Annotated in this window: 10 protein-coding genes; 9 read left to right on the top strand and 1 reads right to left on the bottom strand. The window is 44.1% G+C overall.

All coding sequences use genetic code 11. The features are described 5' to 3' along the window. The first annotated feature begins 3 nt into the window (after nt 1-3). The 7 genes from NCI00_RS03175 (at nt 4) to lpdA (ending at nt 17,404) form a co-directional block, all read left to right on the top strand. Complete coding sequence (locus NCI00_RS03175; protein ID WP_253524947.1) at nt 4-6,717, top strand: T9SS type B sorting domain-containing protein; 6,714 nt, start codon at nt 4-6, stop codon at nt 6,715-6,717. 5 nt (nt 6,718-6,722) lie between these two features. After that, nucleotides 6,723-7,730, top strand: coding sequence for a PorP/SprF family type IX secretion system membrane protein (locus NCI00_RS03170; protein WP_253524945.1), 1,008 nt, complete (start codon nt 6,723-6,725; stop codon nt 7,728-7,730). Nucleotides 7,731-7,834: 104 nt separating this feature from the next. Next, complete coding sequence (locus NCI00_RS03165; RefSeq protein WP_253524943.1) at nt 7,835-10,219, top strand: OmpA family protein; 2,385 nt, start codon at nt 7,835-7,837, stop codon at nt 10,217-10,219. A 217-nt stretch (nt 10,220-10,436) separates the two neighbouring features. Next, on the top strand, nt 10,437-11,378 hold the full coding sequence (locus tag NCI00_RS03160) for a PorP/SprF family type IX secretion system membrane protein (protein WP_253524941.1): 942 nt from the start codon (nt 10,437-10,439) through the stop codon (nt 11,376-11,378). Nucleotides 11,379-11,464: 86 nt separating this feature from the next. Next, on the top strand, nt 11,465-14,236 hold the full coding sequence (locus NCI00_RS03155) for a 2-oxoglutarate dehydrogenase E1 component (protein ID WP_253524939.1): 2,772 nt from the start codon (nt 11,465-11,467) through the stop codon (nt 14,234-14,236). Between the two features lie 97 nt (nt 14,237-14,333). Next, the gene (odhB, locus tag NCI00_RS03150) at nt 14,334-15,908 is read left to right on the top strand and encodes a 2-oxoglutarate dehydrogenase complex dihydrolipoyllysine-residue succinyltransferase (RefSeq protein ID WP_253524937.1); all 1,575 of its coding nucleotides are present in this window, start codon (nt 14,334-14,336) and stop codon (nt 15,906-15,908) included. Between the two features lie 92 nt (nt 15,909-16,000). Beyond that, a complete protein-coding gene (lpdA, locus tag NCI00_RS03145) occupies nt 16,001-17,404 on the top strand; it encodes a dihydrolipoyl dehydrogenase (RefSeq protein ID WP_253524935.1) in 1,404 nt (467 codons plus the stop codon). Between the two features lie 48 nt (nt 17,405-17,452). On the opposite strand, the gene NCI00_RS03140 is transcribed toward lpdA, so the two are convergent. After that, nucleotides 17,453-18,724, bottom strand: coding sequence for an McrC family protein (locus NCI00_RS03140; protein ID WP_253524933.1), 1,272 nt, complete (start codon nt 18,722-18,724; stop codon nt 17,453-17,455). Nucleotides 18,725-18,837: 113 nt separating this feature from the next. Here NCI00_RS03140 and rimP point away from each other — a divergent pair, with 113 nt between their 5' ends. Next, nucleotides 18,838-19,305, top strand: coding sequence for a ribosome maturation factor RimP (rimP, locus tag NCI00_RS03135; RefSeq protein ID WP_253524931.1), 468 nt, complete (start codon nt 18,838-18,840; stop codon nt 19,303-19,305). 200 nt (nt 19,306-19,505) lie between these two features. Next, complete coding sequence (gene nusA / locus NCI00_RS03130) at nt 19,506-20,750, top strand: transcription termination factor NusA (RefSeq protein ID WP_114066940.1); 1,245 nt, start codon at nt 19,506-19,508, stop codon at nt 20,748-20,750. Nucleotides 20,751-20,920 lie beyond the last annotated feature (170 nt).

Here is a 20,920-nt window from a genome sequence, read left to right as displayed (position 1 = left end):
ACGGTGAAAGTGGATGCCTCTTTTGCGGGGACGAGTCTGCGGAACTATGCTCAGATCAAGGATGCCCGCGATAAGAATGGCAACACGGTAAAAGACAAGGATTCGACGCCAGGCAATGGATTCAATAAAGGGGAAGATGACGACGACGATGAGCTAATCAATGTAACACCATGTGCAATTCCTCCAACCCCAACGTGTGGTGGTATGGGTGAAAATACATGTCCTGATTCTTGTGTGAACTTGGCCACCTTTATTCATAGTACAATTCGCACAGAAGGCGGTCGTTTCGAATGGTATACTACCTTCGATCACCAGCCTGGTACTAAAGTACTTGATCCGACCAAAGTATGTACTTCTGGCGACTACTACTTATTTGAAGTGGCTAAATGTGGTGTATACAGCAACGGTGCTTTATTGAAACTTACAATTAAGTCTTGTGTAAGATTGACAGACCTGTCTGTTGAGAAGCAGGTACTTGAAGCGGGTCCTTATACTGTTGGACAAACAATTACCTATAATGTAGTTGCTTCTAATGAAGGCCCGAACAATGCAACAAATGTTACAGTAAGTGATGTATTACCTGCTTCATTGACGTTTGTAAGCGCGGATCCTTCTGCTGAATACAATGCTGCAACGGGTGTTTGGACTATTGGTAACTTGGCTAATGCAGCCAATCGTACCCTGAAAATCAAAGCAACTATTAATGCTGTTGGTTCAATAACAAACACTGCCATCGTGAAAAGCCCAGATAACGATCCGACTAAACCTGGCAACGATACATCCCGCGTAACAATTAAAACGACTTGTGTACAACCTGAACCTCCGATTTTGGCTTGTGCAACCACCAACATTTGTCCAGGTGACAGCACATCGATTCACGCAATTGGTTGTCAGGGTGGAATAATCCAGTGGTCAAACAATATGATAGGCGCAAACATTGTTGTCACACCAGCTGTAACAACAACGTATACTGCGATTTGTACGAAGAATGGTTGCAGTAGCGGTCCTTCAAATGCAATTACAGTGTATGTAAATACGCCAACAACGCCAACAATTGCAGCAAGTCCTTCCACATCCGTTTGTGCAGGCAGCACTGTAACTTTGACTGGGGCCAATTGTGCAGGTACTATCATGTGGAGTACAGGCGCAACAGGAGCGCAAATCACGGTAACTCCGGGTGCAACTACAACGTACACTGCATTCTGTAAAATCGGGAAGTGTGAAAGTCCTAAAGCGAGTGTAACTATTACTGTAACACCAGGCGGACCTTCACCTGAAGTTATTTGCAGCACCGATAAAGTTTGCCCAGGAGAAAGTGTTACGTTGGAAGTAAAAAACTGCACAGGTATCGTAGAGTGGTCAACTGGTGAAACAGGTAACGCAATTGTCGTTTATCCTTCAGAGACGACTGCTTACTGGGCAGTATGTAATAATGGGGGCTGTAAGTCGAAATCGAAAGATTACGTCATCACGGTCACTCCAATTGCTTCGCCAACGGTTGCAGCTAGTCCTTCAACAACAATTTGTAACGGTGGCAGTGTTACCCTCACCGCAGCAGGTTGCACAGGTGTAGTAACATGGTCAAATACGATGACTGGTGCAAGTATCGTGGTAAGCCCAACGTCGACAACGACCTACACGGCAACATGCACCATCGGTAAATGCGTCAGCGCTCCTTCTGCTCCAGTTACAATAACTGTAGGAAATCCAACGGCTCCGATTATTTCTGCTGAATCGACCTTGCTTTGTGCAGGTCAAGGCACAACGCTCACCGCAGTTGGAACATGTGAAGGAAGCATCATCTGGTCTAATGGCGCAACAGGCAGCACGATTTCAGTGAGCCCTGCTGTGACTACTGAGTATACTGCTGTATGTAAAGTAGGAACTTGCGAAAGCGTTAAATCGAATAAAGTAAAAATTACAGTGACTACTACAGGCCCTGCGCCAACGGTAGTAGCATCTAAACCGAGCATCTGTGCTGGTGACAGCTCAATCTTGACGGCTAGCAATTGTGCAGGTACGATTACCTGGAGCACAGGCGCGACAACGGCAAGTATCGTGGTTAAGCCTGCCGTCACAACTACTTACACTGCTTCATGCCGTGTAGCTGGGAAATGTGATAGCGCTCCTGGAAGTGTAACTGTAACTGTCGGGAACAACACAACAGCACCAACCATAACGGTGAGCCCATCGGCTACTGTATGTGCAGGTACTAGCGTGACACTTACCGCGGCTGGTTGTGCTGGTACAGTAATGTGGAGTACGGGTGCCACGGGTGCAAGTATCACATTAGTAGCTAATACCACCAGTACGTACACTGCCATCTGTAAAATAGGCAATTGTGAAAGCTCGCCTGGGGCAGCAACTGTAACGGTGGTACCTGTACCTGAGAAACCAGTAGTTATTTGCAGCACCGACAAAGTATGTCCAGGAGAAAGTGTTACGCTGGAAGTACCAAGCTGTGCGGGTATTGTTCATTGGTCAACAGGAGCTACTGGCCCTGCAATCGTAGTGACTCCAACGGTAACTACAACCTATACAGCTACTTGTAAAGTAGGTAACTGTACAAGCCCTGTGTCTGCCAATTACACCATACAGGTTATCCCAGTTACACCTCCAATTGTGAAAGCTACGCCATCATCAGTTAAATTAGGTGAAACGGCAGTACTTACAGCAGAGGGTTGTGCAGGAACAATTACTTGGTCGAACGGAATGTTAGGAGCAAGCATCGTAGTTAATCCTACTGAGACTACTTCATATACCGCTGTTTGTAAGATAGGTAATTGTACTAGTGCAGCATCAGCGTCTGTTACTGTGACAGTGGCTAATTGTACAGCCCCAAGTATTGTAGCAACTTCAGCAGTAATCTGCGAAGGAAATTCTGTAACACTTACTGCCTCAGGATGTGAAGGCGGAACCATTCAATGGTCAAACAATGCTACTGGCAACAGTATCACGGTTACACCTTTAGGAACGACAACTTACACCGCAGTATGTAAAAAAGCAGATTGTACAAGTAGTGTTTCCAATACGGTGACGGTTGCGGTAACTAAAGTAAACGTACCAACGATTATAGCATCGGCAACAACTATTTGTAAAGGTGATTCTGTCACCCTGACAGCAACAGGTTGCAACGGTACATTACTCTGGTCAAATGGCGCTTCAAGTACTTCAATAAAAGTAGCTCCGACAACTACTACTTCTTACTGGGCTAAATGTAAAGTAGGTAATTGTGAAAGTGCAGCTACTGCTCCGGTAACCATCACGGTAGGAACACCTGCACCTCCAACCATTGAAGCATCGAAGACAACGCTTTGCTACGGAGAATCTGTAACACTGACAGCGTTGGGCAACTGTGCAGGATATATCCAATGGTCAAGTGGCCAAATTGGCAGCACATTAACGATTATCCCGGCTGCGAGCACTATCTACACTGCAGCATGTTGCTACAACTCGATTTGCAAAAGCGTAGCATCAAATGCCGTAAATGTGATAGTATCACCACGCATTACCGCTCCTGTTGTTGTTAATCTGGCGAATGTGTGTCCTGTTAAGACGGTAGATTTAACCACTGCAGTTAAGAATTATACACCTAATGCAGGTTTGGTTCTTGAATTCCACCAAACGAATTCACCAAGCTCGCCACTGGTTTCTAATCCTTTAGCAGTAGGAGTGTCTGGTACTTACTACGCATTCTTCCGTTCAACGGCAGGTTGCTACAGTACAGGAACGGCTATCTCCGTATTGATTTCACCTTGCGAAACTACACCTTGCGAAACGAACCCTGCGACCGCTGATGCAGGTGCCGATGCCTCAATCTGTGCGGCGCTTCAGTACAAGCTCAACGGTAAAATAGGAGGCGTGGCTACTGGAGCAGTATGGACAACAAACGGTACTGGTACCTTTAGCAACTCGCTTGCACTGGATGCAACCTACTATCCATCGTTGGAAGATTTGATTAAGGGTAATATAATACTCACCCTCACCACCAACGACCCAGATGGAGAGGGTAACTGTAAAGCAGGAGTTGATGCGATGAAACTAATATTTACCGGAATCAAATTCAGACCGCAGATTATTGTAAATGGCACTTTCAAAGCAGATACCCTGCCCGAAACCATTACCATCTGCCAAGGAGATACCGTTAAGTTGAAAGCAAGCGAAAACGGCTACAAAGTAAAATGGTTTAAAGACGGTAATGTCCTGTTCCCTGCCTCTGATGGTATCAGACAGTGGAATGTAACAGAACCTGGTACTTATTCCTACGCATTGGTTGACGATAGCCTTTGCTGCTCTGTAAACTCAGCTTATATTACGGTAATTGTGAAAAGCCTACCAACGCCAATCGTGAAAAATCTGCGGAATGATTGCCCAAGCAATACCGTAGACTTAACCAAGGCACTGGAAGGTAATATCAACTATACTACCATCTTTACTTCTGCCGCTCAACCAAGATGTGATTGCTTGGTTGGTACACCAGAAGCAGTAGGAGCAGGCACTTATTTTGTAACCTATAAGAAAGATGGTTGTTACAGTGCACCAGCTGCAATAGAAGTAAAAATCTTCGATTGCGCTACCGATACGTTGCGCTCCGACTTGAGTATCACAAAAACTGCAAATAAAACATTGGCGCTCATTGGCGAACAAGTTACTTACACCATTGTGGTGAAAAATAACGGACAGCACAAGGCTACTAATGTAGATGTTCGCGATATCATGCCAACACAGTTGGAGTTGATTTCAACATCGGGCTTGACAAACACAGGTGGTGTACTTAAAACTCGTATCCCTGCAATTGCAGCTGGCGACAGTACGACGCTGACGGTAGTCACTAAAGCAGTAAAGGCAGGCTATAATGTAATTAATGAAGCCGAAGTTACGTATGCTGACCAAGTCGACCCGAATACCGCAAATAACCTTTCGTCTGTAGGCATTGTTATCAGCGATGGTACAATATCTCCAGCAATTGGAGTTGCGCTTGCGGTTGATAAAATAGAGAAAAAAGGTGAAGGAGATAATACCTCTTACGATGTAACCTATAAAATAACGGTCAAAAACGTAGGAAATGTGCCTCTGACAAATGTTGTGTTAAAGGATAACATCACGAATAGCTTTGTACCACCAGTTACATTCGCAGTGTTAGGCGCGCCAGTTGTTGAAACGGGTAGCCCACTCGTACCGAATGCAGGTTACAACGGAACAACAGATAAAAATATCTTAGGTCCTGGCAGTAACTTGGCGGTAGGTGCTGAAGAAACAGTCCTGATTACCATTAATGTTAAACCTAATGGTAACAGTGGACCTTTCTTGGGTAGCGTGGTTGCAACGGCAAACGGAAACGGTACTACCGTAACAGATGCTTCAAATAGAGGTATTGTGGTGAATGCACCAGTCAACAATCTTACTCCTGTGCGCTTCGATTTGCCAAGTGCAATGATTGGATTGTCTAAATTAGCAGGTACTCCAGTAGCGCTTGGTGAAGGTAAGTTCAAAATACCATATACCATCAGCGTGACCAACCTTGGAACCAATGACCTCAAGAAAATCAAAGTAGAAGATAACTTGGGACTTACTTTTGGCAATAAGGCGGTCATTATCGGCAAGCCTTTGGTAACGGCAGACCTCGGGTTTGTGGTTGACTCAAGCTATACTGGTCAGGGATTGCTTACTAATTTGTTGGTTGACTCGCTGAGTACTTTGCCAAAAGGAACAACGCGTAACATCAACTTGGCGGTGGTTATCTCTCTCTACAATCCTGATTCTGTGACTACGTTTAATAACATTGCAATCGGTGCAGGATATACAGAGGGTGGTGTAATGACTGCGGATACTTCAACGACGGGCGATAACGCTGACCCTGACAATGACCTTGATCCGCGCAACAACAGCGAATCTACTCCAGTATCGCTTAACTCTACACCTGGCAGTGGGTTGCTTGGTTTGGCAATGTCTATCAAAGATACTGTGCGCAAGGGAGATGGTAGTCTGAACATCACTTACCGCGTTATCCTGAAAAACTACGGTGCGGGTATGTTGACTAACGTTCAGGTTTCGGATTCACTGACCAAAGTCTACAGTTCGCTTACGGGGGCTAGTTATCAACTGGTAGGTACTCCAACGGCCAACGATTCAAGTACGTTACGCATCAATCCTGACTTCAACGGAGACCGCGATGTGAACCTCTTGATTGCCGAACAAAGTCGATTGGCGGGTGGACGATCAGACTCGCTATTCTTTACGGTCAATGTTACCACTGACGGACGTGTCACTCCTTATCTCAACCGTGCTTACGGAGCAGCACTTGCTGGACAGAATTCGGTTGCTGACATCTCGACCAATGGTTTGAATCCTGATTTGAACGGAAATAATGACCCAACGGAGTTGACGGAGGCAGAATACACACCAATTGTGATTCCTTCCGACGGTGGATTGTTTGTTCCTGAAGGCTTCTCTCCAAACGGTGACGGTATTAATGATAAATTTGTGATTCGTCACCCATCCGGCACGAAGATTGTTTTAGAAATCTATAACCGCTGGATGAATCTGGTGTATCGTAACAACGATTATCAGAATGACTGGGAAGGTTCAGCTAACGTAGGAGTTGGGGCTAATAATCAAGCTGTACCAGTAGGTACTTACTTCTACAACGTGATTTTGGTTGACCAAAACGGCGGCGAGATTAAGAAGACAAGCCGATTTATGACCATTAACCGATAAGAACGATGAACAATATCATCAAACAAAAATGGACAATGTTACTGCTGCTGATCACTTTGATTAGCAGCAGTAAAACCTGGGCTCAGCAGGATAAAATGTTCTCCCAGTACATGTTCAATATGATGGCACTTAATCCTGCTTATGCTGGTAGCCGAGATGTGCTGAGCGCAACTGCTCTTTACCGCAACCAGTGGGGGGGAATGGCTGGAGCTCCTCAAACTGCTACGTTCAGCATTGATATGCCCGTAAACCGTGAAAGAGTAGGACTAGGACTTCAACTCTTCAATGACCAAGTAGGTCTTGAGAACTGGACTGGGGCGATGTTGTCGTACGCTTTTCGTATTAAGTTAGGCGAGCGTTCAACCTTGGCATTGGGATTGCAAGGGGGAGCCATGAGTTTTCGCTGGGATTTATCCAAAGCGAACTTGGGCAACAACCTAACCGACCCTGCTTTTGCCAGTAATGTTTCTAAGATATTACCCAACTTCGGAACGGGTATTTATCTCAGTAACGATCGCTCTTACATTGGTGTTTCGGTTCCTTATTTGATTGAAAATAACCTTTCAGACTATGACTCTGGAGATAACCGCGCCAAAGTACGTCGTCATTTCTATGTCATCAGTGGGTTTGTGATTGGACGTAACAATATCAAACTAAAGCCATCCATGATGGCCCGCTATGTACAGGGAACTGGATTGTCGTTGGATGGGAACCTTAACCTTTGGTTTAACGACCGAATTGCAGTTGGAATGTCTTATCGCCACAATCGTTTTTCAACGTATGCTGGTAAAATTCAGGAAGACATCAGTGGAAAAGTGCTCAGTGGAGATGCATTGGTTGGGATGTTAGAACTACAACTTTCAGATCAATTCCGACTAGGATATTCTTATGACTGGACACGCAATCGTTTGAACCAAGAACGTAAGTTTTTAAGCATTCCCACCCACGAAATAATGTTGCGTTATGAGTTTGGATTTAGCAAGAGCAAAATCCTTACTCCACGGTATTTCTAAGGAGACTGTTTGTTAAAAATAGTTAAAGGTATATTCTTCATGAAGGGTTCTTAACGATACCAACAGAAGAGAATATACCTTTTTTTTATCTTAAATTGTAGTATATGAAAACACATATTTTACTCATTATTTTGGCCATTGGTCTTTGGGTAAAGGAAATAAAAGCACAGTCGTCTTTACAGCAGGCCAATCGTCAATATGAAATGATGGCCTATTCGAAAGCGATTGACTTGTACGAACAGGCGCTTAAAAGTGGTGGCCTTGCCGATTCCACCAAATTAAGTACGTTGATTAAATTAGGAAATAGCTATCGACAAATCAGAGATACACAAAATGCTGAGCGAGTTTATCGGTTGATTGTGGGAGAGGATACAATACCTTCGGCAGTTCATGCCAATTGTTATTTGTATTATGCACAAGCATTGGCAAGTAATGGCAAATATGACGAAGCCAAAGAAGCTTATGAGCGTTATAATCAGTTGCAGAAAGAAGATAGTCGCGGAAAAGAATTTAATAAATTATACACGAATGTTAAAAAATTATCAAAAAATAAAGCAAGCTATACGGTAGAGTCACTTGATAATATCAATACAAATCGAGCTGAATTTAGCCCCATTTATTATAAAAAAGGCTTGGTATTTGTTTCTGCCCGCAATGAAGGGTTAAACGTAAAACGAGTATACAGCTGGAATCAAACGGCATTTCTGGACTTATACGAAATTCCTGATTTGTCTGTAATTAATTCTAAAAAGACGAGTAAACTCGGAGGGTCAACGCTGGCAAATAAGGCCGAGCGCCCCAAAGGTGTCTATTTGTTGGGATCAGATGAGTACACTTCGCCAACGGCCAATGATTCCCACATTCCTGGAAACTACCGCAGTGCAAACGTGAATGGTATCATTACAGCACCTCTAAAAAATGCAGTAATTGAGTCCCAGAATATGGGAAAAGCCATAAATTCAAAATATCATGAAGGGCCAGTTGCCTTTTCTAAAGATGGGAAAAGGATTCTTTTTACTCGTAACAACTACCTGAACGGAAAGTATAAAACAAGCAAAGACGGGATTAATAAACTAAAATTGTACTCTGCTGAAAGTGTAAACGGTAACTGGAAGGATTTAAAAGAACTTCCCTTCAACAGCGACGAATATTCCGTAGGGCATCCGGCGTTGTCACAAGATGATAAACTGTTGTATTTTGTTTCAGATATGCCAGGAGGGTTTGGCGGAACGGATTTGTACGTCAGTAAATATGACGGGGCCAATTGGTCTACACCAATCAATTTGGGACCAGCGGTCAACAGTTCGGGGAACGAGATGTTTCCGTTTGTAGACGCGAAAGGAAACCTTTATTTTTCATCAGATGGTCATGCTGGATTGGGGGGGCTAGATATATTTTATGCCAAGCTTATTGAAGGCGTAATGGCCAAAAAGCCAAGAAATCTTGGAACACCTATCAACTCAGCCAAAGATGATTTTGGATTAATTACTGACGCCGAGCGTACTAGCGGTTTTTTTAGCAGCAATCGACGCCAAGGGGGGCACGACGATGATTTGTTTCGCTTCGAACGAACTGGCCCGCTGAATCCCTGTCAAGACGTAATTGTAAATGTTATTGATGCAGATACAAAGTTGCCCTTGGCAAATGCCGTTGTTGCCATGGCGGGTAAAAGTGAAAGTGAGACGGAAGTAAAAACAGGTCAAACGGATAAAAACGGTAGTATACGCTTATGCCTAGACCCCGAAAATGATTTTGTGTTTAAAACAACTTATGAGGGCTATGTTGGCAATTCGGTCGATGTGGCCGCCAAAGATTTAGACATAACAGAAGTCATAAAACTGGATATTCCGTTGACGAAAATCAAAGTAAAACCTAAAACATTCACACTTCGGGGCTTAGTAACGACCCAAAAAGACCGCAAACCTATCTCGGGTGTGAAAGTATTACTTCGAAATGAATGTGACGACAGTGTTCAGGAAGCCGTAACTGACGCAAACGGAACTTATCTTTTTGAAGTGCCCAGTGGTTGTGATTACTCAATTGAAGCCCTGAAAGATAATTTAGGAACAATGGGCAGCAAAGTAAAAGGAGGAGAGACATCCGAGGCAAATATCACCATGTTTAAAAAAGGTGATGTCATTAAAATCGAAAATATCTATTATGATTTAGATAAATCGAATATCAGAACCGATGCTTCTGCTGAGTTGAACAAACTTGTGGAGGTCATGAACAAGTACCCTAAAATGAAGATTGAATTCGGCTCTCATACCGACAGCCGTTCGTCTGCCAAGTACAATAAAACACTTTCTACTAAACGCGCCAAGGCCGCGGTTGCGTATATCGTAAATCAGGGAATCTCTTCCAAAAGAATTATTGCGGCAGGCTATGGTGAGAGTAAACTGGTGAATAAATGTAAAGACGGAGCCCCTTGTACCGAAGAAGAACACCAACAAAACCGCCGAACAGAGATAAAGATTTTGAGTTTGTAAAAGTAGATGTTTAATAGGATGCTTATCAAAAGCAGAGGCTCTAATGAGTTTCTGCTTTTTTTATGATTATGGAATGGCATCGTAAGATTATTTTTGCAAGCAAAACTGTAATTGTTGGTTTCAAAAAGGGTAGAAGTTTGGGTTGACCTCTGCCTTTTTATTGGGTTTGGCAAGATTAGTGCTTTCTTTTGCGTTGATAAAAGAATCAACTGGTATTATGATGAAAAAACTATGTCTACTCTCTACTGTTTATCGCCTTTTCTCTGTCGTAAACTGTAAACTGCTAACTGCCTGCTGCTTATTTCTAATTGCCCACTATACCCAAGCCCAGCGTGAAGTTCAATATTCACAATATTTGGTTAATCCAATTGCCATAAACCCTGCGGCTACGGGTGTTCGTGAAAACTTTTATTTTAATGCCGTTCTTCGTCGGCAATTTGTGGCGGGAATACAAGGGCTTCCTGTTACCCAGTCTTTCGCCATGGATGGGAGCGTTGCCGATGGAAAGGTCGGGTTGGGATTACAGGGGCTAAACGACCGAGTGGCCGTCAATGTTGCGGTTTTTGGCAGTGCTTCCTATATTTTTAAGCTTTCAGAATTTCAAAAAATTTCTATCGGAGCATTAGGTGGAATTAATGTTTTGCCGTCGCGTTCAGCCATCAATACTGGTGGAGGAATCAATAAAGCATTGGCAAGTGCGGGCGTCGGAATTTATTATCAGGATGAAATGTTTTTTGGAGGAGTCTCGATGCCCGAAATCTTAAAACAAAGTTATGGATACAATAATACAAGCGGACTGCTTAATTATCAACGCCCCATTTTTTTACAAGCAGGTTTAAAAATGGACATTAGCGAAGGGTTGAATGTAGCTCCATCAATACTAATTACAAAACCTGAGCAAGGAAAAATCAGGACTGATTTAAACGCGTTGATGCACTACAAAAATGCCGCGTTGGTGGGGTTGTCTGTTCGTTTGGGAGGCGTAAATTATGTTCAGATACTGTTGGGCTATGACGTTTCCAAAAACATAAGGATAGGTTATACCTACAATTCGCGACGAGTAGAAGACTTCTACGGCAACTCCAATAGTGTACCTGGAGCGGGTAAGGGTATCCACGAAATTGTGTTTACACTTCAGCCTAATCCAAGATCTAATTAGATTTTTACTAAATCTATAAGACTTTTGCAACGAATTCAAAATACATGAACTAAATTTGCCCCACTTTCAACCAGCATTTTTTTTTAATGGAAAAATACTCATATATAGCTAATTCAGAAGCTGCGTACATTGAGGACCTGTACCAAAAATACTTGCAACAGCCTGACTCTGTTGATTTAAGTTGGCAACGGTTCTTTGAAGGGTTTGAATTTTCTGCTAAATACGGCGAAAATAAACCTAAATCAAATGGCAATGGGGCCGCACCAGTGGCTGAAACACCCATTTCGGCTTCGCATACCCGCAAAGAAATGGAGGTAGTTCACTTGATAAGAGGCTACCGTCAGAGAGGGCATTTAATGTCGCAGACCAACCCGCTAGGACCCCGCAAGAATCGGTATCCCGAGTTGGATTTGAAAGACTTCAACTTGTCGGAAGCTGATTTAGAAACGGTTTTTGAGGCAGGGATTGAAGTATTTGGCCGGGCCGCAAAGCTGCGTGAAATTGTGGATGCCCTTCGTAAAGTCTATACCGAAAAAGTAGGTTTTGAATACCAATACATCCGCGACCGCCGGGCTAAAAGCTGGTTAAGAAAGAAGATTGAACAGGAATACCTGAACTTTACGCCCACGATTGAGCAAAAGAAACGTATTCTTGAGAAACTCAATGATGCCGTGACCTTCGAGAACTTTCTGCACACCAAATTTTTAGGCAAAAAGAGATTCTCGCTGGAAGGTGGAGAGGCGACTATTCCAGCATTGGATGTGGCAATCAACCGTGGCGCTGAGCTTGGGGTGGAAGAAGTGGTAATTGGTATGGCGCACCGTGGCCGTCTCAATGTACTGACCAATGTGCTTCAAAAGCCTTATGAACAGGTCTTTAACGAATTTGAAGAAAACGTTGAGTTGGATGAATTCAGTGATGGCGACGTAAAATACCACATGGGCTACGAAAGCCAAATCGAAACGCCAGAAGGGAAAGCCGTTAGTCTTAAACTTATGGCGAATCCATCGCACTTAGAAGCCGTTAATCCAGCCGTGGTAGGGTATGCCCGCGCGCGTGCCGATGAACACTACGGGCATATTGAAGGGCAGGATAAATACGACCCTGTACTGCCAATTTTGATTCACGGAGATGCTGCCGTGGCAGGGCAGGGAATTGTGTACGAAGTAACGCAAATGTCTAACCTCCCCGCGTATTATACGGGTGGAACGTTACACTTTGTGATAAATAACCAAATCGGATTCACCACCGATCACGAAGACGACCGCTCATCTATTTATTGTTCAGACATTGCCAAAATCGTGGATGCGCCTATTTTCCACGTCAATGGAAATGACCCTGAAGCGGTAGCTTTTGTAATGAAGGTCGCTATTGAGTTTCGCCAGGAGTTTAACCGCGATGTATTTGTGGACATGGTTTGTTATCGCAAATACGGTCATAATGAGTCAGATGAGCCGCGTTTTACGCAGCCGACGATGTATTCGAAAATTTCACAACAGCTCAACGGTCGGGATTTATACCTGAAAGTATTGACCGAACGTGGAGAGTTGGACGCGCAAATTGCCGATCAAATGAAGGCCGAACTCGAAGGCGAGTTGCAGGATTTGCTTCAAAAAGTAAAACAAAAACAACTGCCGTACAAACGCCCTAAGCTCGAACGTGATTGGGCTGAGTTGCGGCGTTCGGTGCCCGAAGATTTTGAAAAATCACCCGTTACTGGTATTACAAAAGAGGTGATTGAAAAAGTAGGACAAGCCCTTACAAGCTTACCCGAAGGTTTCAAAGCGTTGAAACAAATTGAAAAAGTAATTGAAGAGCGGAAGCAAATTTTTGCGGGTGAAAAACCGTTAAACTGGTCGTCGGGAGAATTGCTGGCGTATGGCTCTATTCTGACGGAAGGAAAAACCGTCCGGATGACGGGGCAGGACATTCAGCGCGGTACATTCTCACACCGCCATGCCGTGCTTCATGATGCCGAGACTAATGCCAATCATAACAGCTTAGCACACATCGGCGAAGGACAAGGGAAATTTGAAATCTATAATTCACTGCTCTCAGAGTACGGCGTCATGGGTTTTGAGTACGGTTATGCCATGGCTAACCCTCACGCGTTGGTGATTTGGGAAGCTCAATTCGGCGACTTTGTGAATGGGGCTCAAATCATGATTGACCAGTTTATTGCTGCTACGGAGTCGAAGTGGAATGCCATGAACGGGTTGGTGCTGTTGTTGCCGCACGGCTACGAAGGCCAGGGACCTGAGCACTCAAGTGCCCGTCCGGAGCGCTTTTTGATTTTGTCGGCGGAGTATAACATGTACGTTTGCAACATTACCACGCCAGCCAACTATTTTCACATGATTCGTCGTCAATTGGCATTGCCTTTCCGCAAGCCCGCCATTTTGATGTCGCCCAAATCAATGCTGCGTCATCCGATGGCGGTATCGCCTTTAAGTGATTTTGCCGAAGGAACTTCTTTCCGCGAAACCATCGGAGATGAATTTGCTGAACCTAAAAAGGTAAAAAAAGTGTTGCTTTGTACTGGTAAGCTTTATTGGGAACTGTTGGATAAACAACAAAAAGATAATCGTAAAGATGTGGCCATTATTCGGGTAGAGCAGTTGTATCCATTCCCCAAAAAACAAATACAGGCGTACCTAGATCAATACAAAAAAGCGGATGTGATTTGGGTGCAAGAAGAGCCAGAAAACATGGGCTATTGGTCATTTATTTTGCGTGAGTTTCCTGAAATTGGTTTAGGAAAAGTGATTGCCCGTAAAGCCAGTGCCTCACCCGCAACAGGATATATGAAAATACACGCAAAAGAACAGGCAGAACTCATTGAGCAGGCTTTTTCTTAAAATAATACCCTAAAAACGGAGCATTGAAAGTAATACTGAGATTCTCTGTTTTCATCCTAACTCATTTTCAAATTGACAATTCCCAAATTCTGAATATATGTCACAGATTGAAATAAAAGTCCCGACCGTCGGAGAATCTATCACCGAAGTAACCATTGGTTCTTGGGTGAAAAAAGACGGAGAAAGTGTCAAACGTGATGAAGTAATATGCAGTTTGGATTCAGATAAAGCATCTTTTGATGTCGTTTCTGAGGCTGATGGCGTTTTACGGGTTAAAGCACAAGAAGGTGATGTATTACCGATTGGTGGACTGATATGTGTGATTGAAACATCGGCTGAGGTAGCTTCCGCTCCTGCGTCAACTCCCGCACCCGTTGCTTCGGCGCCTGCTCCCGTCGCTTCGGCTTCTGTTGCCCCTGCAACGGCAGCCAAAGTAGTGGAAATGAAAGTGCCTACGGTGGGTGAATCCGTCACGGAAGTAACCATCGCTAGTTGGAATAAAAAAGACGGCGATACCGTTCAATTAGACGAAGTCCTTTGTGAACTAGAGTCTGACAAAGCTACTTTCGAACTCCCTGCCGAAGCCGCAGGAGTGCTACGCATTGTAGCTGAAGCGGGTTCGACGTTGTCAATCGGAGCCGTTATTTGTAAAATTGAAGTAGGTGCTGGAAGTGCGGCGGCCTCAGCTCCAGTAGCTGAAGCTCCGCAATCAAACGGTCAGGCGGTTACGGCCAATGCTTCCAATGATAGTTATGCAGCAGGGCATCCATCTCCCGCCGCTGCCAAAATTTTGGCCGAAAAAGGCATTGACCCTGCAAGTGTAGCGGGGTCGGGTGTTGGCGGAAGATTAACGAAAGAAGATGCCATCGCAGCACAACCCAAAGCTGCTCCCACGCCTACTCCAGCTGAACAACCTAAAGCGCCAGTAGCGGCACCTGCGGCTCCTGCCCCTGCTCCCAAAGCGGCGGATGCCCGTGGCCAACGCCGCGTGAAAATGACGTCGCTGCGCAAAACCATCGCGCGTCGTTTGGTTGCGGTTAAGAACGAAACGGCCATGTTGACAACCTTCAATGAGGTAGACATGAAGCCCATCATGGACTTGCGTAATAAGTACAAGGATAAATTTAAGGAAAAACACGGCGTAGGCTTAGGCTTTATGTCATTCTTTACCCGGGCTTGCGCGGTAGCTTTGCAGGAATTTCCAGTAGTAAATGCGTTCATTGACGGCGATGAAGTCGTTTACAATGATTTCTCCGATATTTCAATTGCGGTTTCGACCGAGCGTGGCTTGGTGGTGCCCGTAATTCGTAATGCCGAAAAAATGACCTTCTCTCAAATTGAGAAAGAAATCATTCGTTTGGCTGGCCTCGCCCGCGACAACAAGTTGACCATTGACCAAATGCAAGGTGGCACCTTTACTATCACCAACGGTGGTATTTTTGGCTCTATGCTCTCAACACCGATTATCAATGCTCCACAGGCAGCGATTTTGGGAATGCACAACATCGTTGAGCGTGCTGTCGTGGTGAATGGAGAAATCGTTATTCGACCCATCATGTACGTAGCACTAAGCTACGACCACCGCACCATCGATGGCCGTGATTCGGTGAGCTTCCTCGTCAGAGTAAAGCAATTGCTCGAAGACCCTACACGGTTACTGTTGGAAGTGTAAGAATATAAAATAAAAAGGGGCTCGGTATACCGTGCCCCTTTTTTGTGAAATTGTTCGAATAATTAAATGACTAAAACAGTTATATAAATCCAATGCAATACGACGTTATCGTAATCGGTTCGGGGCCAGGTGGCTATATTTGCGCCATTCGCTGCGCGCAGTTAGGCTTAAAAACGGCCATTATCGAAAAATATAAAACCCTTGGAGGAACCTGCCTGAACGTAGGTTGTATTCCTTCCAAAGCACTGCTCGATTCATCTGAGCATTACTACAATGCCTCGCATACGTTTGCCGAACACGGCATTCAGCTCGAAAACCTAAAGGTGGATTTGGCACAAATGATTGCCCGCAAAAGCGAAGTAGTCAACCAAGTATGCAAAGGCGTCGAGTTTTTGATGAAGAAAAATAAAATTGATGTCTACCAAGGCCTTGGCTCATTTGTGGATAAAAATACCGTAAAGGTGACCAAAGAAGGAGGAGACATTGAAATAATTACCTCCAAAAATATCGTCATCGCTACGGGCTCCAAGCCTTCGTCATTGCCGGGCGTTACGATTGACAAAAAACGCATCATCACTTCGACCGAAGCGCTTCAACTCAACGAAATCCCCAAACACCTCATCGTGATTGGGGCGGGCGTAATTGGCGCAGAGCTTGGCTCGGTGTACGCACGCATCGGGGCTAAAGTAAGCTTTGTGGAATATGCTTCGGCTATGATTCCGACCATGGACGCGACCATGGGCAAAGAGCTTCAGCGGACGGTAAAAAAACTCGGCGCTGATTTCTATTTTAGTCATAAAGTAAAAACGGTGGAAAATACGGGTGATGAGGTCATCGTAACGGCAGAGAACCCCAAAGGGGAGCTCGTTACTTTTACGGGTGATTACTGCCTGATGAGCGTGGGACGTAAACCCTATACCGATGGACTCGCCCTTGAAAATGCGGGCCTTGCCGCCGACCAACGCGGAAAAATCGAAGTGGATGAACACACGCTTCAAACCAAAGTGCCTAATATCTACGCCATCGGGGACGTGATTCGTGGGGCGATGTTGGCCCACAAAGCGGAAGAAGAAGGCGTGTTTGTGGCCGAAACCATCGTTGGACAAAAACCACATATCAATTACCTGCTCATTCCAAACGTAGTTTATACGTGGCCTGAAGTAGCAGGAGTAGGTTATACGGAAGATGAATTAAAAGCCAAAGGAATTGCCTATAAAACAGGTTCGTTTCCGTTCAAAGCCCTTGGCCGCGCTCGCGCGAGCATGGACATTGACGGGACCGTAAAAGTATTGGCTCACAAAGAAACGGATGAAATTCTGGGCGCGCATATCATTGGCCCGCGCGCGGCTGATATGATTGCAGAGGCAGTGGTAGCCATGGAATACCGCGCCTCAGCCGAAGACGTAAGCCGCATGTCGCACGCACACCCCACTTATACAGAGGCCTTTAAGGAGGCTTGCTTGGCGGCTACAGGCAACCGTGCATTGAATGCCTAAAAAATCAAAGTCGGTCAGTTTATTATGAGACTGACCGGCTTTTTTCTTCTATTTCATTCCCAAATAATTTTCCATCTTTTCTACTTCTAACGATAACGGTGCCGTTATATCAAAAGGAATAACGGTTAAAACCAATTGTTCTTCAAAACGAAATGGAGGAAGCGGTGTTCGAAAATCTTCATGAGCGGGATAAATCAGAAATAGCGCATCTGCGTTGTATTTGCGCCCATAAGCGTATAATTGATACAAATCGGCCTGTTCTATACCATAATTAGGGAGAGTGGGCTCAATCCATTTCCACTTCATATCCATCACCACGGTTTGTTGGTCTTTGCGAATCACCAAGTCGGGGCGTAACCGAAAGCGACGCTTGCCAGAATGGTCGTCGACCAAAAAATGCAAATCATCCTGATAAGATACTTCATGGTTACCTAAATAACGTTTGGCCCCACGGGCTACATAATTTTCAAATAATCGTTCGGTCGGAAACAATAACGAGTCATTCACGTCTTTGCCAGCCGTAGCCCATGACTGTTGATTGAGCAACACTTTGGCCCATTTCAAGGCTTGTGCATATCGGTTAAAACGTCGGTCAAGTTTTTCCAATTTTGCAAAATCAGCGTTTACTTGCGTGGAGGTATTGACGTCTTCCAACGCAAAACGCAATTGCCGAAGGCGAACCTGATTGGGCAAATATTGACTGCGCTTGCCTAAAAATAACACGCAGGTTTTCAGCAGGCGATTGGGCAGGATGTCGGCGTTGAATTCGTCATGGGCGGTAAACAGTAATTCAGGATGGAGGGCATTTTGACGGTGCGGTAGCCATTTTCCCCGTACGAATGTTTGTTCGGTTTCAATGGTTTGATAAGCCCTTTCCAAGCCCTGTTGCATAATTTGCTCCATTTCTTGAATAAAAGCCGAAATGAAAATCTCCCAAAGTGGTTGGTCCGCCTGTTGTAAATGCGCTTGAGAAAGCTGGTAAAATGGAAGGTCAGTGACACTGCGGAGCATTTTCAATAGAGACTGTCTTGCTGTAAAAACGGTATCATTTTTGGATATTTTCGGTAAAATCTCAAATTGGGTACCGTCAGATGTTTGTAAAATACCCGTGTAATTTTTGAAACGAAGGCACTCTTTACCTTTTTGTAAAAAAAAATGAATTACGGCATCGGCATGGGGTACAAAAGCCCACTGTTTGAGCAGGTCAAAAGTCTGGTCTGAAACAAATACCTCCGTGTTTTGGGTGCTATCAATACTTCCCGCTGCCTCGGTAGCGCGCCGAACTATACCGTACTCATACACGACAACATGCTGTGCCATAGCAAATAATTAAAATGGGTGTTGTTAAATTAGTAAAAAGATGTTACTTTTGCACCACAATTTACGGTTAAGATTCTGAGGGGAAATTGATTCCCCTTTTTTGTTGGAAAAAAATGAATGTAAAGGAAAAAATTGTCGAATTGCTTTCTACCCTCTTGGAGGATGACAAATTTTTCATCGTAGAAGTGCAGGTTTCCGCCTCAAAAGTTCGTCAGAAAGTAACGGTGTTGATTGACAGCGATGCGGGCATTAGCATTGATGAATGTGCCGAAATTAGCTGGAAATTGGGAGAAATGCTCGAAACGCAAGAAGTGCTGCCCGATGCATATACGCTTGAGGTGTCTTCGCCGGGAGTTGATTATCCGTTGGCGATGCCAAGGCAGTTTCGTAAGAATATCGGACGTACTTTAAGGGTAATCGCAAAAGACGGGGTTGAGAAAAAAGGGAAATTAATTTCGGCGGATGAAGAAGGGTTTGTGATACTTGAAGAATTGAAAAAGAAGAAAAAAGACCAAGTTCCTGCTGAATTGCCTTTTGCCTATACCGACATTGCAAAGGCACAAGTACAGATTACGTTTTAAATACCACAGGAAAATAGTATTTTTAATGTTTCTTTTAAGGATAGAATCTGGGTTGGTGGGATAAAAATAAAGTGAAAGAACGTAGTGTTAGAAGTGGGAATTAATTCTCGACGAATAATCACTACTCTTAGATAAACTGTTTTAAGATTTAAAGAATTGTTCTGTGTTTAACAAATAACAATTAACTGTTTTGAAAGAAAATGGATAGCGTAGTATTGATAGAATCGTTTGCCGAGTTTGCTCGCTCCAAAAATATTGATCGTCCTACGATTATAAAAGTATTGGAGGAAGTGTTTCGTACGATGATTCGTAAAAAATACGGTACTGATACCAATTTTGATGTGATTATCAACCCCGATACGGGCGACCTCGAAATGTGGCGTACCCGTGAAATCGTGGACGATAACTCAGAAGATATTTGGGAACCGGATAAAATTCCTCTGGCTGAAGCCCGTAAAATTCAGGATGACTTTGAAGTGGGTGAAGAAGTAGCTGAGGAAGTAAAATTGGAAGATTTTGGACGGCGTCTGGTGCAAACTGCACGTCAAACGCTGATTCAGAAGGTAAAAGATTTAGAGAAAGAGTTGCTGTATTTCAAATACAAAGACATGGTCGGTGACCTGCTCAATGTAGAAGTATATCAAATACTCAAAAACGAACTCATCTGTTTAGATACCGAAGGCAATGAATTAGTCCTGCCCAAACAAGAGCAAATCTTTAAGGATAAATACCGTAAAGGAGAGCCCGTTAAAGCGGTCATCCATAAAGTGGAGCTAAACAATGGTACGCCAAGAATTACGCTTTCGCGTACTTCTCCCGTATTTTTGGAAAGATTGTTTGAAACCGAAATTCCTGAAATCTACGACGGACTTATCAACATTCGTAAGATTGTGCGTGAGCCCGGCGAGCGTGCCAAAGTAGCGGTAGAGTCGTATGATGACCGTATCGATCCCGTGGGCGCTTGCGTCGGGATGAAAGGTTCACGGATTCATACCATCGTTAGAGAACTGAATAATGAGAACATTGACGTTATCAATTATACCGAAAATCTCGAATTGCTCATTCAGCGTGCCTTGAGCCCCGCCAAAATCACTTCGATGGTGATAGATAAAGAGACCAAAAGGGTATCTGTTTATCTAAAACCTGATCAAGTTTCACTGGCGATCGGTAAAGGAGGACAAAACATTAAACTCGCCGGGCGTTTGGTCAGCATGGAAATAGATGTATTCCGTGATGTTGAAGGCCAAGAAGACGAGGAGGATGTAGATTTGAGCGAATTTACGGATGAGATTGACGAGTGGATGATTGAAGAGTTCCGCAAGATTGGTTTGGATACCGCAAAACAAGTCATCAACATCAGTAGAGAAGAGCTTGTTCGCCGTACCGACCTTGAAGAAGAAACAGTAGAAGAAATCCTTGAAATTTTACGTCGTGAATTTGAATAAATGTAGTCAGTTTGGGACAAAATGACTCACTGAAAAAGGGACATTTACGAGTTAATTGCTGACTATACTTGACGTACAGAGAACAGATAAACGTAGTTGAAAAATAAATCTGTATCTTTGGGTTAATTTTCCAGGGTTTCCCTAATAACGAATAACCAATAACTCGTACT

This window comes from Runella salmonicolor (assembly GCF_024158025.1).
Taxonomy (GTDB): Bacteria; Bacteroidota; Bacteroidia; order Cytophagales; family Spirosomataceae; genus Runella; species Runella salmonicolor.
This window is presented reverse-complemented; position numbering and strand designations above follow the sequence as displayed.